Here is a 21,454-nt window from a genome sequence, read left to right as displayed (position 1 = left end):
GGGGTGTGGCTCCTCCCCTCCGGAGTTCTGGCCGCGGCCTCCGCCACAGCGCTGCTGCTCTGCCCCGCGCGGATACGGACACCGGTCGCCTGGTGCGGACTCGCCGCGGTCCTCCTGACGCTCCTCACCTCCGCCGCCGCCGCGCGCCGAACCCGCGCGGCGGAAGCGGCCCGCCACGCACGGGCCCGCGCCGAGGCGGCGGAGCGGCACGCCCAGCGCGAGGCCGAGCTGCTCGGACGCCTGGCCGACCAGCGGGCCACCGTCGTCTGGCTCGCCGAAGAACTCCTGCCCGCGACCGTCGCCCGGCTGCAGAGGGGCGCCCCCTCCTCCGAGATCCTCGGGGCCGTCACCTTCGGGAAGCACCTCGACCCCGACTACACCGAGGCGCTCAAGGGGGCCCTGCGGACGTTCCTGGAGGCCGTGGAGGCCGAGGAGCACACCCGGGACGCCTCCCAGCGGGCCCTGGTGGCGGTCGCGCGCCGGGTCCAGGCGATCGTGCACCAGCTCGCCAAGGACCTCCACGCCATGCAGATCCTGCACGGCAATGACCTCGTGGTCTCCCGCGGCCTGCAGAACGTCGACCACCGGAACGCCCTGATCGGCCGCCTCGCGGCCAGCATCGCGGTCCTCGGCGACGCCCGTCCCGGCCGTCAGTGGTCCAAGGCGATTCCGCTCTACGACGTCCTGCGCGGAGCCATGTCGCGCATCGTGGACTACCCCCGGGTGAAGCTGCAGTCGGTGACGGAGGTGGCGGTGGTCGGCCCCGGCGCCGAGCCGCTGATCCACCTGCTCGCCGAGCTCCTCGACAACGCCACGACGTTCTCGCCGCCGCACACCCCGGTGGAGGTGACCGCGAGCGAGGTGCCCTCCGGCATCGCGATCGAGATCGAGGACCGCGGCGTCGGACTCACCGAGGAGGTCCGGCAGCGCGTCGAGCGCGTCATGGCGCAGTCGCAGACCGGCGTCAACCTGTCGGGCCTGGGCGAGCTCACCCAGCTCGGCCTCCCGGTCGTCAGCCGGCTGGCCCGCGAGCACGGCTGCGAGGTCGACCTGCGCACCTCCGCCTACGGAGGCGTACGGGCCGTGGTGCTCGTCCCCCGCAACCTGATCACCACGGTGCCGCAGTCCGCCCTGCGGTTCCCGGACCACGTCCGGAGGCGTACGGCCGGCGGCCCCGTCCTGCCCCGGCCGACGCCGGCACCCGACGCCGGCGCGGGCTCCGCCGAGGTCAGGAAGACCGCCAACGGACTCCCGCAGCGGCGACGGGAGTCTCCCGTGCTCCCGCAGCGACGCCGCGAGTCGCCCGTCCCCACCCCGGTCGTCCAGACGGGGCCGGCGCCCGCCGATCCGGCGGCCTCCCGGAGCGCCTCCGGCAGCACCCGCCAGCCGGGGCTGATGTGGGAGGCGTTCAACGGCGACAAGCGAGGCGACAAGAGAGCGGTCGCCGAGCCTTCTCCTTCCCCCAGCGATCCGTCAGATGAGGACGAGTAACATGCAGCCACTGCCGAACATGGACTGGATGCTCACGGAGCTCGTGAGCAGCGTCCCGTACGTGCGACACGTGGTCGTCCTGTCGTCGGACGGCCTGTGCATCGGGCAGGCGAACACGGCCCCCGACACCGCCGACGCGATCGCCGCCGCCTGCTCCGGCATCCAGAGCCTGGCGCGGGCCATCTCGCAGATGTTCCCGCAGGGGGACGGATCGACGCGAATGGTCGGCATCGAGGCCGACGGCGGCTACTTCTCCCTGATGGCCGCCGGCCCCGGCGCCTATCTCGCGGTCCTCGCCGACCAGGAGGTGGACGCCGGGCTCCTCGGCGACCGCATGCGGACGCTGGTGATCCGGATCGGCCAGCACATGACCAGCCCGCCCCGTGAGGACGTCGGGCAGGCGATGTGACGTCGGAGAACCAGGGCCCCTGGAACGAAGGCACACCCGTCCCGCTCTACGTCATCACCGGCGGTCAGGACTCCGCGGCCAAGGCCTTCAACCTGGTCACCCTCATCGCGACGAGGTCCGAACCCGATCCCGCCATGCAGCCCGAGCACGCGGCCATCCTCTCCCTGTGCTCGTACCCGCTCTCGGTGGCCGAGGTCTCCGCACACCTCAGCCTCCCCTTCAGCGTCGTCACCGTGCTGCTCTCCGCGCTCGTGGAGGAGGAGCGGGTCGAGGCCATCGCGCCCGTCCCCGTGGCGGCCTACCCCGAACGCGACCTACTGGAGGCGGTGATCCATGGACTACGCAGACTCTGACGTACTCGATGCCGGCCGACGTGACACCGACCTGCTGCTGCCGCACGGCGCCCGGGGCGTCAAGGTCGTGATCGTCGGCGGCTTCGGCGTCGGCAAGACCACCATGGTCGGGGCGGTGAGCGAGATCCCGCCCCTGACCACCGAGGAGACCATGACGCAGGCGGGCGTCGGGATCGACGACAACCCCGGCGCCAAGGACAAGAAGACGACGACCGTCGCCATGGACTTCGGACGGATCAGCATCAACGAGGAGCTGATCCTCTACCTGTTCGGCACTCCCGGACAGGAGCGCTTCTGGTTCCTGTGGAACGGCATCTTCGAAGGCGCGCTCGGCGCGGTGGTCCTTGTCGACACCCGCAGGATCGAGGTCTCCTTCGAGGTCATCACCCGGCTCGAGGACCGCCGGGTCCCGTTCGTGGTGGCCGTCAACGCCTTCCCGGAAGCCCCGAAGTACCCCCTAGCCGACCTCCGCACCGCTCTGGCCCTCAGCGAAACCGTGCCCCTCGTCACCTGTGACGCACGGGACCGGGCGTCCTGCCGCGACGCCCTGCTCTCGCTGATGGGCTACCTGTGCACCCTCGCCGCCGCCCAGGAGACCGCATGACCGTCCCGCCCACCGAACACGCCGCCGCGCAGCCGGGGGCCGTCCCGCCCCCCGGCTGCCCGGCCCACGTCGCCGACGGCCCCGGCGGAGCCACCCGGCTCTACGGCCCCGTCGCGGAGACGGACCCCATGGGCCTGTACGAGCGGCTGCGCGCCGCCCACGGCCCGGTGGCGCCCGTCCTGCTCGACGGAGACGTACGCGCCTGGCTCGTCCTGGGGTACCTGGAGAACCGCGACGTGGCCAGCCGCCCGACCCAGTTCTCCCGCGACCCCCGCGTCTGGCACGGCTGGCGCAGCGGGGAGATCGACCCCGCCACCTCCCCGCTCATCCCGATGATCGGCTGGCGCCCCGACTGCGTCTGCGCGGACGGCGAGGAGCACCAACGGCTGCGCGGCGCGGTCACGGCCGCCCTCAACCAGTTCGACCACCGGGGAGTCCGGCGCCACATCACCCGCTTCGCCCACCAGGTGATCGACACCTTCTGCGAGGACGGCGAGGCGGAGCTGGTGGAGCAGTTCACCGAGGCCGTGCCCATGCTCACGCTCAGCCATCTGCTCGGCATGTCCGACGAGTCCGCTCCCAGGCTCGTGCACGCCGCCCGTGACCTCTTCAAGGCCACCGAGACCTCGCTCGCCAGCAACGCCTACGTGCTCGAGTGCCTCGAACAGCTCGTCGCCGAGAAGCGCACCCGGCCGGGGCACGACATCGCCTCCGCCCTCCTCGCCCACCCCGCCGGGCTCAACGACGAGGAGGTCCAGCACCACCTGCGGCTCATCCTGCTCGCCGGCTACGAGACGACCGCGAACCTCATGTCGAACGTCATGCGCATGGTCGTCACCGACCCCCGGTTCCGCGGTTCGCTGGCGGGCGGCCAGATGACGCTGCCGGAGGCGGTGGAGCAGGTCCTCTGGGACGAGCCGCCGCTCATGGTGTGCCCGGGCCGCTGGGCCAACGGCGACACCACCCTCGGAGGGCAGCAGATCAAGGCGGGGGACATGCTCCTGCTCGGTCTGGCCGCGGGCAACGTCGACCAGGCGATCCGCCCGGACTCCGCGAGCCCCGTGCACCACAACCGCGCGCACCTGTCCTTCAGCGCGGGCACGCACGAATGCCCGGGCCAGGACATCGGCCGCATCATCGCCGACGCGGGCATCGACATCCTGCTCACCCGGCTGCCCGACATCGCGCTGTCCGTCCCCGAGGAGAGCCTCAGCTGGCGCTCCTCCACCTGGGCCCGGCACCTCACCGCCCTGCCCGTGACCTTCGCCGCGCGCCCGCCCCGGTCCGACGACCTCCCGGACCCGCTGCCGGCCCCGCCGCCCCAGAGCAACGGCAGGCCCGTGCCGTCCCCGCGGCCGGTGTCCGTACCCGGGACGGCACGGCGGCCCGAGTCCCGCGCCTCCTGGCTGACGCGCGTCAGGCGCCTGCTGCGCGGGCGGTAGGCCCGTGCCGGGGCGACCCCGCTGCGCTCACCCCGGGAACGGGACGTCCCCGGAGGCGTAGCGGGGCGCTCCGGTGTACCAGGCGTGGAGCCCGGAGAGGAAGCCGCAGGCTCCTTCGAGCCAGGTCTCCAGCTCGGCCCGCTCGTCGCGGTCGAGAGCGAAGTGCCGTACGAGCGACGGCAGTTCGCTGCGTCGGAGGTGCTCGAAGTCCCGCAGCCGGGCGTTCACCAGGTTCAGCGCCGCGGGCACGGCCTCGTGGAGGGCGATGCCCAGGGACGTCCCGACGACCAGGACCAGGTTGTTGACGTCGTTCTCCTCGTGCACCTCCCTCTCGTAGGAGGCGATGTCGTTCGCCAGCCCCATGAAGTCCATGAAGGCGTCGAGCAGGGCACGGACGGTGCGGGTGTGCCGTATCTGTTCCGGTATGCGTGCGCCGGTGGCCAGTTCGACGGAATAGGGGGCGGTGTAGGCGGCGAAGCTCTCCCGGCGGAACGGGGCGTAGTCGATCAGGTGGGGGATGCGGCCGCTGCGGCTGTTGGCCAGCTCCTCGACCCCCGCGTCGACGTACCGTGCCAGGGCCCGGTTGAACTCCGCCCGCCAGTGCGCCAGCCGCGGCGGGAAGAGCTGCTGCTGCAGATCGGCGATCCCCCGCTCGACGGCGTTCGTCGGCTCGGGCAGCCGGGCGCCGTGCTCGGGCCGCAGGAAGGCGTGCAGCCGGGCGGTGAAGGCCCGGGCCCCGGGGAGGTCGCCGGTCTGCTTGAAGGCGGAGGCGAAGTGGTCGTCCCAGGCGAGGGCCCAGATGTTGAACCGGTGGTTGAGCCGCAAGGCCTCGAACGGGGCGTCGGGAAGGGTCCAGGCGGTCAGCTGGTCGACGGTCATGGCGTGGAACTTCGACCGCGTCCAGATCGCGGTGTCCGCCGGGGGCCACTGGCCGCCGTCCAGCATCCCCATGCCGCGCGCCCAGGACTCGCTCTCCTCGTGCAGGGCCGGCAGATACGGATTCACCCGCAGCGCGTAGGGCATCCACAACTGCGGCAGTTCGACGGCACGCACGGTCATGGGACCGACCTCCTTCTCACTCCGGTCCGCATCGCTGTGCCGCGGGGCCGGGCCATGCCCGGTCCGCGGCTCTGCAAACCTGCCCATCAGAGACGACCGGAAACCGTTCAACTAATCGAGATCGGGGATCAGTTCGGGTTCACCCGTGAAACAGAACGGACCTTCCACGACCGGCGCCGGACACGTCACAGCGGCTGGTCGGGCCAGTCCAGGAGCCGGGCGCCGATGACGGCCGTCTGGAGGGTGTAGCGCTGGACGGGGTCGTCGGGGTCCGCGCCGGTCAGGCGGTGGATGCGGTCGAGGCGGTACGTCATGGCCCGCACGCTGAGATTGAGGCTGCGGGCCGCCTGGGCGGTGACGCAGCCGGTGTCGAAGTACGCCGTGAGCGTGTCCAGGAGTGGCTTGACGCCGCCCCGGGCCTGGCGGAGCGGGCCGAGCACGGTGCCCACGAGTTCGGCCATGGCCTGCCGGTCGCGGGTGAGCACGGGATAGACGAGGAGGTCGGCGGCGTACAGGACCGGGTCGGTGAGGTTCATGCGGGTCGCGAGGGCGAGGGCGTTCAGGGCCTCCTCGTAGGAGTGGACGACGCCGCCCGGGCCCGGATGCGCACGGCCGATCGCCGCCCGGCCGCCGCGTACGCCTGCTTGGCGAAATGGGTGAGCACCTCGGGCTCGTCGGCCGGGGCGACGCAGATCAGCCGCCCCTCCTTGGTGGTCAGCAGGATGCGGCGGTTGCCGAAGCGGGCGACGAGCGAGGACTCGACGGTACGGGTGACCCCGTCGCCGTCGCCGTACGGCTCCGGGCCCTGGGCGACGGCGACGGCGTGGGCGTGCGAGAGGAGCAGCCCGAAGCGCTCGGCCCGCTCCGCCAGGCGCCCCAGACCGCTCCGGCCGTGCAGCAGGTCGTCGATGAACTCCCTCCGCGCCGCTTCCTCCTGACGCGCCGCCAGGTACCGGGCCCGCTCGTGGCCCTCGGCGAAGGCGTCCACGGCCTGCTCGACGGCGCTCAGGAGGTGGTCGGCGGCGGCCTGCGACAGGCCGGGGCGCACCCGCTGGGCGGCGGAGAGGTGGGCCCGGACGAGGGACCGCAGCCCGACGCCGGCCTCCGCGGCCCGCTCCCCGAGCGCGCCCAGGGCCTCGCGCTCCTCCCGGGTGAGCCTGCGACGGGTCGCGCACACCCCCGCCAGTATCCCGGCGTACCCCTCCAGGTACTCCTCGGCCGGCTCCCTCTCCGCCACGGTCCCTCCCCCTCTCCCGACGCGTCCCCGACGCTCCGCGATCAAGGGTGACACGACGTTCTGCGGGGTTCGCCACCGGCGTCGACCGACGGAGGGAGTGGGACGGCAACGACGTCATGACGGAGCCACGGGTCACCTCGGCGGTCCGTCGGGCCGGTCGAGCAGCAGGTCCCGTACGCAGCCGCGCAACCAGGCGTGCGCCGGGTCGGCGTCGTGGCGCGGGTGCCAGGCGAGGCCGACCGGCAGGGGCGGCAGGTCGAGGGGGACGTCGAAGGCGACCAGGCCGAGGGCCGCGGCCAACGAGCGGCTCCGCGCGTCGATCAGGCCGACGAGGTCGGTGTCGCGGAGGACGAACAGCGACGCCGGGTAGGTGCCGACACTCGCGACGACCCGCCGCCGCAGGCCGTGTTCGGCCAGCGCGGTGTCGACGGGGCCGTGCAGCCGTCCTCGGCGGGAGACGACCAGATGGTCCGCGTCCGTCGCGAACCTCCGCCGCGTCAGGCGCCCCTGGAGGAGCGGATGCCCCGCCCGGACGACCGCGAGCATGCGGTCGTCGACGACGTGCTCGGTGCGCACCTCGGGATGGACGGTGTCGATGACGCCGATCTCCAGGTCGGCGATCCCCTCCCGCAGCGTCGGCGCGTCGACGTGGCTCTCGTTCAGGAACCGCAGCCTGACCCGCGGGGCCTCGCGGGCGGCACGCGCGAGCAGGCCGGGACCGAGCAGGGCGGGATGGGAGTCCTGGCCGAGCACCGTGAACGTGCGCGTGACGGCGCGGAGGTCGGTGGGGCCCGAGGCGGCGAACAGCGCCCTGGCCCGCTCCACGACCGCGCCGACCTCCGCCCGTACGGACAGCGCGTACGGCGTCGGCACCATCGCGCGCCCGGCGCGCACCAGGATCGGGTCGCCGAGCGCCTTGCGGATCCGGCCCAGGGTGCGGCTGGTGGCCGGCTCGGACAGGTGCAGCCGCCGGGCCGCTCCCCGCACGCTCCGTTCCTCCAGGAGGACGTCGAGGGCGAGGAGGAGGTTCAGGTCGAGACCGGTGGCGTCCACGGATTGCGTCACACGCACTCACCTCTTGCAAAAGATGCACTGGAAGTAATCCACGGGCCGAGCCTACGGTGGGCGCACACCCCCTCACCACGACGCTCCCCGGAGGAGTCATGTCTTCCGCTGCCCTCTCACCGCCCCCCGCCGTCCCGGCCGACACCGCGCCGAACCCGCTCCGACGGTCGACCCTGCTCGTCCTGTGCGCCTGTGTCCTGGTGGCACAGGGCATGGTCGCCGCCCTCAACCTCCTCGTCCCCCAACTGGCCGCCTCCTCGCTCCGCCTGTCCTCCACCGAACTGCTGTGGACGGTGGACGCGTACGTCATCGTCTTCGCCGGACTGCTCGTCCCCGCCGGAGCCCTGGGCGACCGCCGGGGCCGCAAGGGCGTGCTGCTCGTCGGTCTCGCGCTGTTCGCCGCCGGTGCGGCGCTCAGCGCCCTGGCCGCGTCGCCCGCGCTGCTGATCGCCGGCCGGGGGGTGTCCGGCGCCGGGGCCGCCTGCGTCATGCCCGCGACCATGTCGATCCTCGTGCGGCTCGCCGGACCGGAAGGCAGGGCCCGGGCCCTGGCCTCCTGGACCCTCGCCGCCGGCCTGGGCGGCCTCGCGGGCAACGTCGGCGGGGGAGCGGTGGGCCAGTTCCTGTCCTGGCGCGCCCTGTTCTGGCTGGTGGTCCCGTCGGCCGCGCTCCTCGCCTGGGCCGTCGCGGTCACCGTGCCGCGCACCGGCCGCTCCCCGCACGGACGCCCCGACCCGCGCGGCACCCTGCTGCTCGTCGCGGCCCTGGTCGCCCTCCTCGCGGGCATCATCGAAGGCCCGGCACACGGCTGGACCTCGCCCCGCATCCTCGTCCTCTTCGCGGTGGGCGCGGCGCTGACCGGCCTGTTCACCTGGTACGCGCTCCGCTCGCGGGCCGCGCTGTTCGACCCGCGGGTCTTCCGCTCCCGGCGGCTGCGCGCCGCCACCCTGGGCACGGCCACCGGCTTCTTCGGCCTCTTCTCGCTGTTCTACGCCAACTCCCCGTACCTGCAGTACGTGAAGGGGTACGGACCCGCCGTCACCGGGCTCGCCATCGTCCCGCTCACGATCGGCATGGTGCTCTTCCCCGAGGTCGCGACCCGCTGGCAGGCCGCCTCGGGCCCGCTCCCCACCGTCGCCACCGGCCTCTCCCTGATCGGTGCCGGACTCCTCGGGACCTCCACCGCCGACGCGGCCACGCCGTACGCGCTGTACGCCTGCTGGCTCCTGGTGATCTCGGCGGGAACGGGCCTGTGCATGCCGGCCCTGACCGTCGGCGTCGTCTCCTCCCTCCCCGCCCACCAGGCCGGCCTCGGCGCCGGCCTGGGCACCTCTGCCCGGGAGATCGGCGCCGCCCTCGGCGTGGCCGTCACCGGCACCGTGCTCGCCGCGCACCACGCCGACGCCGGCACGACGTCCTTCGCCGACGCGATGGGTCCCGCGCTGCGCACGGCGGGCACGGTCGTCCTGGTGGCCACGGTCCTGGTCGTCCTCGGACACCGGACCACGGCCGGGCGGCGATCCGGTGCCGGGACCGCGCCGCCCCGTTGAGGGCGCCCGCCCGGGCGCGCGTGTGGGCCGGACGGCGCAGGCGGCGCGCGGGGAGACCGGGTCCGCGAGACGGTGGGCTGATCCCGGGACGGGGCGGTCCGGCGGCCGGCCGGGGCCCGGACGGGCCGGTCGTCGCCCGACCGGAGCCGGGCCGCGGCCGCCGTCCGCCCCTCCCGGTCCCACAACCGAGGAGGTAGCGCATGCCCCGACGTGTCCCCGCCGCGTACGACGGCCGGAATTCCACGAGCTCCGCCCGTGCCCGCACCGGACCCCGCCCGAGGCGCGGATTCGGCGCGGCGGCCGTCGGGGCGGTGATGGCGGCCGCGGTCCTGAGCGGCGCCGCGACCGCACCGGTCACGGCCGCCCCGACGGCTCCGCCGGGCCCGGCGCCGCACGGCCACGGCGACCCGGCGCTCCAGCGGGCCCTCGCCGACCTGGTGGCGGCGCCCGGCGGCCCGCCCGGGGCGATCGCGGTCCTGACCCGGGACGGCGTACGGCAGGTCTACCGGGCCGGCACGGCCGAGGTGGGCACCCGGCGCCCGCCCCGGCCCGACGACCACATGCGCATCGCCAGCGTGGCCAAGGCCTTCAGCGGCGCGGTCGCACTGAGCCTCGTGGACCGGCGGGCCCTGGGCCTGGACGACACGATCGGCGAACGCCTGCCCCGGCTGCCCGCGGCCTGGCACGCGGTGACGCTCCGTCAACTGCTCGGGCACACCAGTGGACTTCCGGACTTCAGCAGGAGCAGGGCGTTCCAGGACATCGTCCGCGCCGACCCCCGCCACCACTTCGACTCCCGCCGTCTCCTCGACTTCGTGGCCGACCAGCCGCTGGGCTTCCCGCCCGGCAGCCGCTACGCCTACTCCAACTCGGACAACATCGCGGTCGCCCTGATGGCCGAGCAGGCCACCGGCCGTCCGTACGAGTCGCTGCTGCGGGAGCTCGTGTACCGCCCGCTCGACCTGAGGGAGACCGGCCTCCCGCAGGGCTACCGGCTTCCCCGCCCCTTCCTGCACGGCTACTTCACCGCCCCGGGCGAGCCGCCCGAGGACGTGAGCGAGGCGGTCAGCGCCTCCGGCGCCTGGGCGTCGGGCGGCATCGTCTCCACCCCGGCTGACCTGAGCGGGTTCATCGGCGGCTACGTCGGACCGGAGCTGCTGTCCCCCGCCACCCGCCGCGCCCAGCAGGACTTCCTCCCCGGCGGCGCCTCCGAACCGGCCGGCCCCGGCGCCAACGCGGCGGGCCTGGCCCTCTTCCGGTACACCACCCGCTGCGGCACGGTCCTCGGCCACACCGGCAACACCCCCGGCTACACGCAGTTCGCCGCCGCCACGAGGGACGGTCGGCGCACGGTGACGGTCTCCGTCACCAGCCAGGTCACGCTGGACCCGGCCCTGCTGTCCCGACTGCGCGCGACCGAGGAGCGGTTCGTCTGCGCCCTGCTCGGCGACCGGGGCCCGGGACACGGGGGGCACACGCCGTAGGGCCCGGCCGGCCGCGGGGAGCGTTCCACCGGCGGCGCCGTCCACGTGATCAGGTCTCCAGCACCTCCACGTGGTCGCCGACCGCGACGGCCAGCACCCGCGAACCCGGTTCGGTGGTGCGCCAGCGGTGCCGGACGCCGCCGGACAGGAGCAGCGTGTCCCCGCGGCCCAGCCGGTGGACGCGGCCGTCGGCCTCGACCTCCACCGAACCGTCCGCCACGTACAGCAGCTCGTCGTTCCGGTGCCGGAACTCGCGGTCCGCCTCGTGCGCGCCGACGAACTCCAGCGCGTGCAGCTGATGGCGGCCGCGCACCACCGGCCGGACGCGCGCCTCCCGGTCGAGGCCGCTGTCGTCGTCCGCGCGCACCACGTCGACCGTACGGGTCTCGTCCGAGGCCGCGAGCAGCTGCACCGCCGTGGTCCCCAGGGCGTCGGCGATCCGCTGCAGCGACCGCATGCTGGGGCGCGCCCGGTCGTTCTCGATCTGGCTGAGGAACGGCGAGGAGAGCCCGCTGCTCCGCGCCACCTCGGCGAGCGTCAGGTCGAGCGCCCGTCGCCGGCGGCGCACGGCGGCGCCCACCCGCGGTGTGTTCGCGGTCTCCATCGATGGTCCCGTCCTCTCCCGCCCACCGCGCCGTCCGCCCTGTTCCACGGCGCATGACCGCACCTTACGCGCAGCCCGGCCGGAGTCCGGAGACGGTTTCGTACTCCCGACACACGCCCGTCACACCACGCGCCTAACGTCAAAGTCGGTTGTTCTCATCAAAGAAAGTTTGAAGCGAGGAGCTCCGACATGCCCGCGATCGACCAGAACTCACGCCGCCGACGTCCCACCGGCCTCATCGCCCTCGACGAGACGGCCGCCTCCGAGGGCCACACCCTCTACGCACCGCTCACCGGCACCGGCGAGGTGTACCTCGTCGACCTCCGGGGCCGCACCGTCCACCGCTGGGACCTTCCCCACCGCCCCGGCCGTCACGCCCGGCTCCTCGCCGACGGGACCCTCGCCTACAACGGCGTGCTCCCGGGGGAGCGGGCGCTCTTCCCGATGTGGCACAAGTACCGGGGCGGCGTCATGCTCCACGCGGCCCCCGACGGCACCGTGCTGCGGGAGCACCGCGACCCCCTCCAGCACCACGACGCCCACCACCTCGACGACGGCCGCATCCTCTACACCGCCCTCGAACCCCTCACCGGGGCCGACGCCGCGGCGGTGCGGGGCGGAGTGCCCGGCTCCGAGGCCGAGGGCGGCGCGGTCTGGGCCGACACCATCAAGGAGGTCGGCCCGGACGGCGAACTCCTGTGGTCCTGGCGCGCCGCCGACCACCTCGACCGCGACGCCTACCCGCTGCACGAGGCCTACGCCCGTGAGCACTGGCCGCTGATCAACAGCGTCACGCCCCTGCGCGACGGCAACGTCCTGGCCAGCCTGCGCAGCGTCTCGGCCGTCGTCGTCATCAGCCGCGACACCGGCGAGGTCCTCTGGCGAAGCCGCCCCGGCACCGTCAGCCAGCAGCACGCGCCCACCGAACTCGACGACGGCCGGTTCCTCGTCTTCGACAACGGCGTCTTCCGGCCCGGACACGACGTCCCCCACTCCCGCGTCATCGAGATCGACCGGACGTCCGGAGACATCGCGTGGGAGTACCACGACCCCGCCCGCGAGTTCTTCTTCGCGCCCTTCATGGGCTCCGCACAGCGCCTGCCGAACGGCAACACCCTCGTCACCGACTCCCCGTCGGGCCGCCTGTTCGAGGTGACGAAGGACGGCTACCTGTGCTGGGAGTACGTCGTCCCGCACTTCGCCGGCTACGCCGAGAGCGAGGTCCGCGGCCTCTTCCCGTCGCAGCCGAACGCCGTCTTCCGCGCCTACCGCTACACCCCGGCCGAGATCCCGTGGCTGGAGACGACGGCATGACGACCACGACCGGCCCGGCCCCCGCCCCTCCGGTGGAAGCCGTCGACGCGCGCGTCCCGTGGCGGCGCCTCGCACCGCTGGCGGCCCAGCACGTCCTGGCGATGATCGCCGCCCCGGTCTCCACCGTCTTCCTCGTCGCCGGCACCCTGAGGATGGCGCCCGGTGCGACGGCCTCGCTGCTCAGCACCGTCCTGCTGCTGTGCGGCGCGGGCGCCCTGCTCCAGTCCCTCGGCGTCTGGCGGATCGGCGGCCGCCTGCCGTTCGTCATGCTGCCCGGCGGCGCCGCGACCGCGCTGTTCCTCCAGATCGCCCAGGAGCACGGGCCGGCGACCGCCAGCGGCGCCGTCCTCCTCGCGGCCGCCCTGCTGCTCGCCGCGCTTCCCCTGTACGCCCGTGTCGTACGGTTCTTCCCGCCGCTGGTCATGGGCGTGACCGTGCTGCTCATCGGGGTCGCGATGATCCGGGTCGCCGCCCGGCTCGTCACCGGCCCGGACGGCACGGGGGAGCCGCGCGCGGTGCTCCTCGCCGCCCTCACCGTGGCGGCCACCGTCGCCGCGTACGTGTTCCTGCGCGGCGTCTGGCGGCAGACGTCCGTCCTCATCGGCATGGCGGCGGGAACCGTCCTCGGGGTGGGGACGGGCCTCGGCTCCTTCGCCCCCGCGGCCGGCGGCGGCTTCGCGCCGCCCGTGTTCCTGCCCTTCGGCACACCGAGGTTCGACCTGGTCGCCGCGCTCCCGCTGCTCGTCTTCAGCCTCACCACGCTCGCCGAGATCACCGGGCAGACCGTCCTCAACAGCGAGACCGTCGGCCGGAGCCCCGCCCCCGAGCGCGACGTCCCCCGGGTCGCCCGCGCCGACGCCCTAGTGTCCCTGGCCGGCGCGCTCTTCGGCACCTCCCTCATGGTCACCAGCGCCGAGAACATCGGCATCGGCCGGCTCACCGGGGTCCGCAGCCGCTTCGTGACCGCGGGCGCCGGAGGGCTCCTGATCGCCCTCGGCCTGGCCGCACCCGTCTCCCGTGCCCTCGCGGGCATGCCCGAGGCCGTCGTGGGCGGCTCCGCCCTCGTCGTCTACGCGGTGATCACCGTCATGGGCGTCGAGATGCTCCGCCGGGCCGACCTGTCCGGCACGGGGACGGGCTCGCTGACGGCCGCGCTCGCGCTCGCCGCCGGACTGCTGCCGCTGCTCAGCCCCGACCTGTACGCGGGGTTCCCCGGCTGGGCCCGCACGATCCTCGGCAGCGGCGTCGTCGCCGGCACCCTGACGGCGGTCCTCCTCACCGCGCTGCTCGGCCGGTTCGGCCGGGGCAGCGGCACCCCCTCCCCGCCGGGGATCCCGCGAGCCCGGCACGAACCGGACGGCACTTCCTAGGAGAGGCGCTCGTGGGGGATCCTCTCCCCGGCCTCGACCGCGACGGGCAGCCGGTTCTCGGCCGGCGGCAGCGGGCAGGTCGCGAAGTCGGTGTAGGCGCAGGGCAGGTTGGTCGCCCGGTTGAAGTCGAGCACGACCGTGCCGTCGGGCCCCGGGGCCGCCACCTCGAGGTCCCGGTTGGCCGCGTACGTGGTGACGCCCGAGGTCTCGTCGGTGAACAGCACGGTGAGGCTGCCCGGCGCGTGCCCGTTGAAGGCGGTCAGGCTCAACTCCTTTCCGTCCAGCCGGAAGACGACCCGGCCGGGGGCGTCGTACACGTGCCGGAGCCCTTCGACGGAGGCGCCGACCGTGGTCGGGCGCGGCTCGTCGAAGGGCTCGTACCGGCCCGTGACCACCCAGCGCGGATCGGGCTCGTACGCGGGCGTGCCGGCGAAGGCGACCCGCAGCGGGTGGGCGGGGTGACGCGGGCGGACCACGTCGTGGCCCCCGCGCTTGGCGACCTCGATCACGGTGTCGCCCCAGACGGCGTCGACGCCGCCGCGCTCCGGGACGACGCCGAAGAGGTGCCGGCCCCGGACCACCGTGCCGTCGACGACGAGTTCCGTGCCCTCGTCGAGTTCCACGACGACGCCTTCGGGCCCCGTCGACCAGCTCCCGGGCACGCCGGGGAACGCCTGGGGCTCGTCGGAGAGCCAGTAGAGGCCGGTGATCGCGAGGAAGCCGTGCTCCGCGGCGAGCCGGGCGTCCTTGTCCCGGTGCCAGGCCTCCCACTCCTCGGCGAAGACCTTCGGATCGGGTACGGACGTGTCACGGACGCTCATGCTTCTCCTCCTGCGGTGAGGGACGGGACGGTGGGCGCGGTCACGGGTCCGCCGCCAGGGGCCGCCGGGCGCGGAGGCGGATGGCGGGGGAAGGCGGAGGAAACGGACCGCGGGGCGGAACGAGGCCGTCAGGAGGCGCCCAGGAGCCGTCGGGGCGAGCGCGTCGGTGTCCGGACGCCGGGTCGAGGCCTCGGTGTCAGCGGAAACACGCCATGGTCGTGACGCGCACGTAGTCCACGTGTCGGCGCGTCACGAGAAGGCTCATGGGTTCAGGAGAACACAACTCCGGTGCGTGGCGCCAGTGATGGCCGCCCGCACCCGCCGTCGAGCCGGCCGCGCACCTCCCCCTCGGCCCCGGCCCCCGGGTGCCCCGCACGCGCGCGGGGCACCCGGTCGACGCGGCGGGGGAGTCAGCCGCCCTCGTTCTCGAAGGTGCGCAGCAGATCCGCAGCGACGCTCACGGCGATCGTCGCGGGCTCCTTGCCGGTGATGTCGGCAAGCCCGATCGGGGTCTTGATGCGGTCGACGGCGGCCTCGTCGTGACCGCCCTCGGTGGCGAGGCGCTTGCGGAACCGCCTCCACTTGGCCGCCGACCCGATCAGCCCGACGGAGCCGAGATGACCCGTGCGCAGGGCGGCGTCGCACAGCGCGGCGTCCTCGGCGTGGTCATGGGTCATGATCAGGACGTGCGTGCCGAGCGGCAGCTCTTCGAGGACCTCCTCGGGCAGCAGCGGCGTGTGGTGCACGCGCACCCGCGCCACCGCGTCCGCGAGGACGCCGAGCCGCTCCTCGGCGAGGGTGTCGGCACGGCTGTCGACCAGATGCAGGTCGAGGTCCTGACGGGCCAGGATGCGCGCCAGTTCCAGACCGACGTGCCCGACGCCGAAGATCGCCACCGCCCTCGCCACCGGCAGCGGTTCGAGCAGCACCGACACCGTCCCGCCGCAGCACTGCACGCCGTGCCGGTTGGTCACCTTGTCGTTCAGGGCGAAATCGAGCAGCTCCGGCTCCGCCCCGGACGCGGCGATCATCTCCCGGGCCCGGTCGATCGCGACGGCCTCCACGTTGCCGCCGCCGATCGAGCCCCAGGTCTCGGTCCGGCCGACCACGAGCTTCGCGCCGGCGTCGCGCGGGGCATGGCCGCGCACGGTCGCGACGGTCACGAGCACGCCGGACTCCCGGCGTTCCCGCAACCGCGCGACCGCGGCGAACCACGTCATGTCAGGCACCGCTCAGCGCTTCCACGGCATCGGCGCGGACGGGGGAGGCACCGGCCCGGCGCGCCGCCTCGACCGCCCAGTACACCGCCTCCGGCGTCGCCGGCGAGGCCAGCTCGACGCTGGTCCCGTCCGGCCCGAACGCGGCGGCGGCCTGCCGCAGCGCCTCCCGTACCGAGAAGGCCAGCATCAGCGGAGGCTCGCCCACCGCCTTGGAGCCGTAGACCGCGCCCTCCTCACCGGCGTTCTCCAGGAGCGTGACGTGGAACTCCTCGGGCATCTCCGAGAAGCTCGGCAGCTTGTACGTGCTCGCCGCCTGCGTCAGCAGCCTGCCCCGGTTCGGGCCGTCACCGGCGTCCCAGCGCAGGTCCTCCAGGGTCAGCCACCCCGCGCCCTGCACGAAACCGCCCTCGACCTGACCGATGTCGATCATCGGGGACAGGCTGTCGCCGACGTCGTGCACGATGTCCACCCTGCGGAGGCGGTACGCGCCGGTGAACCCGTCCACCTCCACCTCGGCCGCGGCGGCGCCGTGGGCGAAGTACTTGAACGGCGAGCCGTGGAACGTCTTCGCGTCCCAGTGCAGCCCCTCGGTCCGGTAGAAACCGGCCGCCGACAGCTGCACCCGCTGGAGGTACGCGGTGCGCACCAGGTCGTCCCAGGCCAGCTCCCCGTCGCCGCCCAGGGCGCGCGCGACCCCCTCGACGATCCGCACGTCCGAGGCGCTCGACCCGAGTCGGGTCGCCGCCACCTGCCGCAGCCGCTCGCGCAGCTGCTCGCAGGCGTCCTTCACCGCCGCGCCGTTGAGGTCCGTCCCCGCGCTGGCGGCGGTGGCGGAGGTGTTGGGCACCTTGTCGGTGCGCGTCGGGGCGAGGCGCACCTTGTGCAGCGGGATGCCCAGGGTGGTCGCGGCCACCTGGAGCATCTTGGTGTGCAGCCCCTGGCCCATCTCGGTGCCGCCGTGGTTGATCAGGACGGATCCGTCCTTGTAGATCAGCACCAGCGCGCCGCCCTGGTTGAAGGCGGTGAGGTTGAAGGAGATGCCGAACTTCAGACCGGTGAGCGCGAGGGCCCGCTTGGTGTGCGGGTGCGCGGCGTTGAAGGCGGCGATCTCGCGTCGGCGGGCGGCGACCCCGCCGTTCTCCTTGACCTGCTCCCAGACGGCGGAGATCCGCTCCGGCTGGACGACCGGCTGCCCGTACGGCGTGGTCTGCCCCCGCCCGTAGAAGTTGCGCTCCCGCAGCTCCGCCGGGTCCAGGCCGAGCAGCGGCGCGCACCGGCCCATGATGTCCTCGATCACCAGCATGCCCTGGGGGCCGCCGAAGCCGCGGAAGGCGGTGTTGGAGACCTTGTTGGTCCTGGCGATGCGGCCGGTGACGCGGGCGTGGGGGATCCAGTACGTGTTGTCGATGTGGCACAGCGCGCGGGCCACCACCGGCTCGGACAGGTCCAGGCTCCAGCCGCCGTCCGCCGTGAGGGTGGCCTCCAGGGCCTGGATGCGGCCGTCGGCGTCGAAGCCGATCCGCCACTGGGCGTGGAACCCGTGCCGCTTGCCGGACATGGTCAGGTCCTGGGTCCGGTCGAGCCGCACCCGGACCGGCCGGCCGGTCAGCCTGGCGCCGAGCGCGGCGACGGCCGCGAAGCCGTGCGGCTGCATCTCCTTGCCGCCGAAGCCGCCGCCCATCCGCAGGCACTGCACGGTCACCTCGTGACTGTGCAGGCCGAGCACGTGGGCGACGATCTCCTGGGTCTCCGAGGGGTGCTGGGTGCTGCTCTGCACGAACACCTGCTCGGCCTCGTCGACGTGGGCCAGGGCCGCGTGCGTCTCCAGGTAGAAGTGCTCCTGGTCGGAGAAGTGCAGCTCGCCGCTGAACACGTGCGCGGAGTCGGCGAAGCCGGCGTCGACGTCGCCCGTCACCATCACGGGCCGCGCGCCGTGGAAGCTGCCGGCCGCGATCGCCTCCCGCAGCGTGATCAGGGAGGGCAGTTCGTCGAGTTCCACCTCGACGACCGCCGCGCCGAGCCGGGCCGCCTCCAGCGTCTCGCCGAGCACCCAGGCGACCGCGTGCCCGTGGAACATGACCACGTCGGGGAAGAGCGGCTCGTCGTGCTTCATCCCGGCGTCGTTGACGCCGGGCACGTCGGCACCGGTGAGCACCCGGACCACGCCGGGCACGGCGAGCGCCGGCTCGGTGCGCAGCGCGGTGATCCGGCCGTGGGCCCTCATGACCTGGACCGGGTAGGCGTGCAGCACGTCCTTGGTGCGGTGGATCAGGTCGTCGGTGTACAGCGCGGTGCCGGTGACGTGCTGGACCGCGCTCTCGTGCGGCAACGGGAGGCCGACGACGGACTTCTCGGGGCGTTCGGACAACTGGCTCATGACGGCACCGCCTCGGTGGTTCGCGTGTACAGCTTCAGCAGGCTCCGGCCGAGCATCGCGGAGCGGTAGGCGGCGCTGGCCCGGTGGTCGTCCATCGGCGTGCCCTCGTCCCGGAGCACCGGCGCCACGGCCTCGACGGTCTCCGCCGTCCACGGCCTGCCCTCCAGGGCCGCCTCGGTGGCGAGGGCGCGGATCGGGGTGGCGGCGACGCCGCCCAGGCCGATCCGCGCCTTGCGGACGATTCCGCCCTCGACGTCGAGCGCGAAGGCGACCGCCACGCTGGAGATGTCGTCGAAGCGCCGCTTGGCGATCTTGTGGAAGGCCGTGACCGGTGACAGCGGCAGCGGGATCCGCACCGAGCGGATCAGCTCGCCGGGTCGGCGCACGCTCTGCCGGTAGCCGGTGAAGTACGCGGAGAGGGGGACCTCGCGCTCGCCGTCGGCGTCGGCGAGGACCACCGACGCCTCGAGGGCGAGCAGCGCCGGCGGACTGTCGCCGATGGGAGAGCCGGTGCCCAGATTGCCGCCGAGGGTCGCTCCGTTGCGGATGAGACGGGAGGCGAACTGGGGGAACAGCTCGGCGAGCAGCGGGACTTCGCCGTCGAGGCGGCGCTCGATCTCGGTGAGGGTCAGCGCCGCGCCGATCTCGACGGAGTCGGGGCCGACGCGCAGCTCCCGCAGCTCGGGGAGCCGGTCGACGGCGACCACGCAACCGGCCCGCCGGGCGCGGATGTTGACCTCCACGCCCCAGTCGGTGGAGCCGGCCACCACCACCGCGTCGGGCCGCTCGCGGAGCAGTCGCAGCGTCTCGGCCAGGGTGCCCTTGCGCAGGAAGGCGCTGTCGTCCTGGACGTACGCGGTGGCGACCGGTGCGGGCGGGGCCTGTTCGCGCCGCCTTGCCAGCGGATCCTCGTCGGTGGGCGTGCCGACGGCGAACGCGGCGTCGCGGATCGGGCGGTAGCCCGTACACCGGCACAGGTTCCCGCTCAGCGCGTGCAGGTCGAAGCCGTTGGGGCCGTGCTCGGCGTCGGATCCGCCGTCCGCGTCCGCGTGGGCGCAGCGGTCGGGACGGTAGTACTCGGCCGCCATGCTGCAGACGAACCCCGGCGTGCAGTAGCCGCACTGGGAGCCGCCGCGGACCGCCATCTCCTCCTGCACGGGGTGCAGGGCGGGCGGCGTGCCGGGTGCGCCGGCGGTGGCGAGGCCTTCGGAGGTGACGACCTCCTGGCCGTCGAGCGCCGCGACCGGGACCAGGCAGGCGTTGACCGCCACCCAGTCGGTGGGCCTGTCCACCCCGGGACGGGCCACCAGGATCGAACAGGCGCCGCACTCCCCCTCGGCGCACCCCTCCTTGGTGCCGGTGAGACCCCGCTCGCGCAGGAAGTCCAGCACCGTGGTGTGGGCCGGGGCCGGTGCGATCGGTGCTTCTTCTCCGTTGACGGTGATGTGCGCCGCTACCATGACGGGCCCTCGTTCCGGTGCGCGATGGGTCGATTCCTCATGTTCGCCAATGTCGGGCAGCTTTCTGTGCTCGGACGCGCCACGTCACGGGTACGGGCGCACGACGGCACGCGACGGCGGCGTGCCGGAGAAGGGTGAGGGGAAGGTCGAAGCGTGCCGCGGGCGGGCACGGGGGAACGGCGTCGTCAGCAGCCGTGGGCGATGCGACCCGGAACCCAGACCGTGATGTGGGCGAGGCGACTCAGGTCGGAGCTGGTGTTCATCCGCGGGTCGCCTCCTCTCGGTCCTCATGGGTCGGTGCTGAGCGCAAATTAATGCCCGGCGATCACAACGGTCAAGACATGAAGAGACCGAAGTGGTCGTCGGGGCCGGCCCGGAGCCCGCCGACGTCGCCCCCGGCGCCTTCGCGCCGAAGGAGCAGGTCGCCGACCGCTTCGGCGCGTACGCCGGGAAGATCGGAGCCCCGGTCCGCAGCGGTGTCGAGGCGACCTCGGTGCGCAGGCTCACCGGCCGGTCCGGTTTCCGCGTCGAGACGGGCCGGGGTCCTTCGTCTCCCGGGTCGCGTGTGGGACGGTGAGGGCATGCCGGTTCCCGTGATTCTCGACTGCGATCCCGGTCACGACGACGCCTTCAACATCCTGCTGGCCGCCGCGCACCCCGCGATCGACCTGCTCGCGATCACCACCGTCGCGGGCAACCAGACGCTGGAGAAGACCACGCTCAACGCCCGCCGGGTCTGTTCCGTGGCGGGGATCCGGGGCGTGCCGGTCGCGGCGGGACGCGACCGTCCGCTGCACGGACCGCCCCGGATCGCCGGGAACATCCACGGCGACTCCGGCCTGGACGGGCCCGGCTTCGGCGAGGGCGAACCGGAGGTGCCCCAGGACCCGCGCGACGCCCTCACCCTCATGCGGGACACCCTGCTCGCCCACCCGGCGCCGGTGACGCTCGTACCGACCGGGCCGCTCACCAACATCGCGGTCCTCCTGCTCGCCCATCCCGAACTCGCCGCGCGCGTCGAGCGGATCGTGCTCATGGGCGGCTCGACGGGGCGCGGCAACACCACGCCCGCGGCCGAGTTCAACATCCTGTGCGATCCGGAAGCCGCCGACATCGTCTTCCGCAGCGGTCTGCCGGTGACGATGTTCGGCCTCAACGCGACCCACCAGGTGCGGGCCACCGCCGAGGTCGTCGCCCGGATCGCCGCGCTCGGCACCCCGCTGAGCGGGCTCTGCGTCGACCTGCTCACCTACTTCGCGTCCACGTACCGCGAGGTGTACGGCTTCGACGCGCCCCCGCTGCACGACCCGCTCACCGTCGCCCACCTCGTCGACCCGTCGCTGGTCAGCCTGGTCCGGGCGGCGGTGACGGTCGAGCTGAACGGCACGCACACCCGGGGCGCGACGGTGGTCGACCTGCACGGGGTGACGGGCCGGCCCGCCGACACCGAGGTCGGCATGGAGGTCGACACGGACGCGTTCTGGGACCTGATCGTGGAGGCCGTGCGCGTGCTCGGCGGGTCCGCCGCCCGGCCCCGACGGCCGAGCGGCGTCACCACCCGGGGTGGTGACGCCGCGTGAGGCTACCCGCCCGT

The 21,454-nt window shown here is 73.8% G+C and carries 18 protein-coding genes and 1 pseudogene; 11 read left to right on the top strand and 8 right to left on the bottom strand.

The annotated features are described in order from the left end of the window. Positions 1-3: 3 nt before the first annotated feature. From ACZ66Z_RS03585 to ACZ66Z_RS03565, 5 genes are read left to right on the top strand one after another with little or no spacing between them, the layout of a single operon-like run. Positions 4-1,491, top strand: a complete 1,488-nt coding sequence (locus tag ACZ66Z_RS03585) for a sensor histidine kinase (protein WP_469932334.1) — start codon at positions 4-6, stop codon at positions 1,489-1,491. 1 nt (position 1,492) lies between these two features. Then, positions 1,493-1,900: a roadblock/LC7 domain-containing protein gene (locus ACZ66Z_RS03580; RefSeq protein ID WP_229860368.1), complete on the top strand. Its 408-nt coding sequence runs from the start codon at positions 1,493-1,495 to the stop codon at positions 1,898-1,900. Then, on the top strand, positions 1,897-2,253 hold the full coding sequence (locus ACZ66Z_RS03575) for a DUF742 domain-containing protein (RefSeq protein WP_469932333.1): 357 nt from the start codon (positions 1,897-1,899) through the stop codon (positions 2,251-2,253). Before ACZ66Z_RS03580 ends, ACZ66Z_RS03575 begins: the two co-directional genes overlap by 4 nt. Next, on the top strand, positions 2,234-2,857 hold the full coding sequence (locus ACZ66Z_RS03570) for a GTP-binding protein (RefSeq protein WP_469932332.1): 624 nt from the start codon (positions 2,234-2,236) through the stop codon (positions 2,855-2,857). Before ACZ66Z_RS03575 ends, ACZ66Z_RS03570 begins: the two co-directional genes overlap by 20 nt. Then, positions 2,854-4,299 carry a cytochrome P450 gene (locus ACZ66Z_RS03565; RefSeq protein ID WP_469932331.1) on the top strand — a complete coding sequence of 482 codons (1,446 nt, stop codon included), beginning with the start codon at positions 2,854-2,856 and terminating at the stop codon, positions 4,297-4,299. Before ACZ66Z_RS03570 ends, ACZ66Z_RS03565 begins: the two co-directional genes overlap by 4 nt. Before the next feature lie 27 nt (positions 4,300-4,326). Here the strand turns inward: ACZ66Z_RS03565 and ACZ66Z_RS03560 are convergent, their stop codons facing one another. The 3 genes and pseudogenes from ACZ66Z_RS03560 to ACZ66Z_RS03550 all read right to left on the bottom strand — a co-directional run bounded on the left by ACZ66Z_RS03560 (position 4,327) and on the right by ACZ66Z_RS03550 (position 7,666). After that, a complete protein-coding gene (locus ACZ66Z_RS03560; protein ID WP_469932330.1) occupies positions 4,327-5,358 on the bottom strand; it encodes a terpene synthase family protein in 1,032 nt (343 codons plus the stop codon). 185 nt (positions 5,359-5,543) lie between these two features. Further along, positions 5,544-6,595, bottom strand: a pseudogene (locus ACZ66Z_RS03555) (PucR family transcriptional regulator). 132 nt (positions 6,596-6,727) lie between these two features. Further along, positions 6,728-7,666 carry a LysR family transcriptional regulator gene (locus ACZ66Z_RS03550; RefSeq protein WP_469932329.1) on the bottom strand — a complete coding sequence of 313 codons (939 nt, stop codon included), beginning with the start codon at positions 7,664-7,666 and terminating at the stop codon, positions 6,728-6,730. Between the two features lie 92 nt (positions 7,667-7,758). Here ACZ66Z_RS03550 and ACZ66Z_RS03545 point away from each other — a divergent pair, with 92 nt between their 5' ends. Together ACZ66Z_RS03545 and ACZ66Z_RS03540 are read left to right on the top strand one after the other, a co-directional pair. Further along, on the top strand, positions 7,759-9,210 hold the full coding sequence (locus ACZ66Z_RS03545) for an MFS transporter (protein WP_469932328.1): 1,452 nt from the start codon (positions 7,759-7,761) through the stop codon (positions 9,208-9,210). Between the two features lie 200 nt (positions 9,211-9,410). Further along, the gene (locus tag ACZ66Z_RS03540; RefSeq protein WP_469932327.1) at positions 9,411-10,694 is read left to right on the top strand and encodes a serine hydrolase domain-containing protein; all 1,284 of its coding nucleotides are present in this window, start codon (positions 9,411-9,413) and stop codon (positions 10,692-10,694) included. A gap of 49 nt (positions 10,695-10,743) precedes the next feature. Here ACZ66Z_RS03540 and ACZ66Z_RS03535 read toward each other — a convergent pair whose 3' ends face one another. Beyond that, complete coding sequence (locus ACZ66Z_RS03535) at positions 10,744-11,298, bottom strand: helix-turn-helix domain-containing protein (protein WP_093872432.1); 555 nt, start codon at positions 11,296-11,298, stop codon at positions 10,744-10,746. Between the two features lie 189 nt (positions 11,299-11,487). Here ACZ66Z_RS03535 and ACZ66Z_RS03530 point away from each other — a divergent pair, with 189 nt between their 5' ends. Beyond that, positions 11,488-12,612 (top strand): arylsulfotransferase family protein, encoded by a 1,125-nt coding sequence (locus ACZ66Z_RS03530; RefSeq protein WP_469932326.1) that lies wholly within the window; start codon positions 11,488-11,490, stop codon positions 12,610-12,612. After that, entirely contained in the window at positions 12,609-13,982 is a 1,374-nt protein-coding gene (locus tag ACZ66Z_RS03525) for a uracil-xanthine permease family protein (RefSeq protein WP_469932325.1), read from the top strand. Before ACZ66Z_RS03530 ends, ACZ66Z_RS03525 begins: the two co-directional genes overlap by 4 nt. Here the strand turns inward: ACZ66Z_RS03525 and ACZ66Z_RS03520 are convergent. From ACZ66Z_RS03520 to ACZ66Z_RS03505, 4 genes are all read right to left on the bottom strand, one after another. Then, positions 13,979-14,803 carry a DUF1684 domain-containing protein gene (locus ACZ66Z_RS03520; RefSeq protein WP_469932324.1) on the bottom strand — a complete coding sequence of 275 codons (825 nt, stop codon included), beginning with the start codon at positions 14,801-14,803 and terminating at the stop codon, positions 13,979-13,981. The genes ACZ66Z_RS03525 and ACZ66Z_RS03520 overlap by 4 nt on opposite strands. Positions 14,804-15,213: 410 nt before the next feature. After that, positions 15,214-16,023, bottom strand: a complete 810-nt coding sequence (xdhC, locus tag ACZ66Z_RS03515) for a xanthine dehydrogenase accessory protein XdhC (RefSeq protein ID WP_469932323.1) — start codon at positions 16,021-16,023, stop codon at positions 15,214-15,216. Position 16,024: 1 nt separating this feature from the next. Next, positions 16,025-18,400, bottom strand: coding sequence for a xanthine dehydrogenase molybdopterin binding subunit (xdhB, locus tag ACZ66Z_RS03510; protein ID WP_469932322.1), 2,376 nt, complete (start codon positions 18,398-18,400; stop codon positions 16,025-16,027). Beyond that, the gene (locus ACZ66Z_RS03505; RefSeq protein WP_469932321.1) at positions 18,397-19,860 is read right to left on the bottom strand and encodes a xanthine dehydrogenase small subunit; all 1,464 of its coding nucleotides are present in this window, start codon (positions 19,858-19,860) and stop codon (positions 18,397-18,399) included. Before ACZ66Z_RS03505 ends, xdhB begins: the two co-directional genes overlap by 4 nt. A 355-nt stretch (positions 19,861-20,215) precedes the next feature. Here ACZ66Z_RS03505 and ACZ66Z_RS03500 point away from each other — a divergent pair, with 355 nt between their 5' ends. Further along, positions 20,216-20,437: a hypothetical protein gene (locus tag ACZ66Z_RS03500; protein ID WP_469932320.1), complete on the top strand. Its 222-nt coding sequence runs from the start codon at positions 20,216-20,218 to the stop codon at positions 20,435-20,437. Between the two features lie 4 nt (positions 20,438-20,441). Beyond that, positions 20,442-21,440 (top strand): nucleoside hydrolase, encoded by a 999-nt coding sequence (locus ACZ66Z_RS03495; RefSeq protein WP_469932319.1) that lies wholly within the window; start codon positions 20,442-20,444, stop codon positions 21,438-21,440. Positions 21,441-21,454 lie beyond the last annotated feature (14 nt).

Source organism: Streptomyces sp. NPDC107498 (genome assembly GCF_055582805.1).
The sequence above is the reverse complement of the archived record's forward strand: the minus strand, read 5'-3'. Positions and strand labels throughout refer to the sequence as shown.

Excerpts from the sequence above, each read along its gene's own strand:
- ACZ66Z_RS03580 (WP_229860368.1), top strand. The coding sequence starts at position 1,493 with ATGCAGCCACTGCCGAACATGGACTGGATGCTCACGGAGCTCGTGAGC.
- ACZ66Z_RS03570 (WP_469932332.1), top strand. The coding sequence starts at position 2,234 with ATGGACTACGCAGACTCTGACGTACTCGATGCCGGCCGACGTGACACC.
- ACZ66Z_RS03565 (WP_469932331.1), top strand. The coding sequence starts at position 2,854 with ATGACCGTCCCGCCCACCGAACACGCCGCCGCGCAGCCGGGGGCCGTC.
- ACZ66Z_RS03560 (WP_469932330.1), bottom strand. The coding sequence starts at position 5,358 with ATGACCGTGCGTGCCGTCGAACTGCCGCAGTTGTGGATGCCCTACGCG.
- ACZ66Z_RS03545 (WP_469932328.1), top strand. The coding sequence starts at position 7,759 with ATGTCTTCCGCTGCCCTCTCACCGCCCCCCGCCGTCCCGGCCGACACC.
- ACZ66Z_RS03540 (WP_469932327.1), top strand. The coding sequence starts at position 9,411 with ATGCCCCGACGTGTCCCCGCCGCGTACGACGGCCGGAATTCCACGAGC.
- ACZ66Z_RS03535 (WP_093872432.1), bottom strand. The coding sequence starts at position 11,298 with ATGGAGACCGCGAACACACCGCGGGTGGGCGCCGCCGTGCGCCGCCGG.
- ACZ66Z_RS03530 (WP_469932326.1), top strand. The coding sequence starts at position 11,488 with ATGCCCGCGATCGACCAGAACTCACGCCGCCGACGTCCCACCGGCCTC.
- ACZ66Z_RS03525 (WP_469932325.1), top strand. The coding sequence starts at position 12,609 with ATGACGACCACGACCGGCCCGGCCCCCGCCCCTCCGGTGGAAGCCGTC.
- ACZ66Z_RS03520 (WP_469932324.1), bottom strand. The coding sequence starts at position 14,803 with ATGAGCGTCCGTGACACGTCCGTACCCGATCCGAAGGTCTTCGCCGAG.
- xdhC (WP_469932323.1), bottom strand. The coding sequence starts at position 16,023 with ATGACGTGGTTCGCCGCGGTCGCGCGGTTGCGGGAACGCCGGGAGTCC.
- xdhB (WP_469932322.1), bottom strand. The coding sequence starts at position 18,400 with ATGAGCCAGTTGTCCGAACGCCCCGAGAAGTCCGTCGTCGGCCTCCCG.
- ACZ66Z_RS03505 (WP_469932321.1), bottom strand. The coding sequence starts at position 19,860 with ATGGTAGCGGCGCACATCACCGTCAACGGAGAAGAAGCACCGATCGCA.
- ACZ66Z_RS03495 (WP_469932319.1), top strand. The coding sequence starts at position 20,442 with ATGCCGGTTCCCGTGATTCTCGACTGCGATCCCGGTCACGACGACGCC.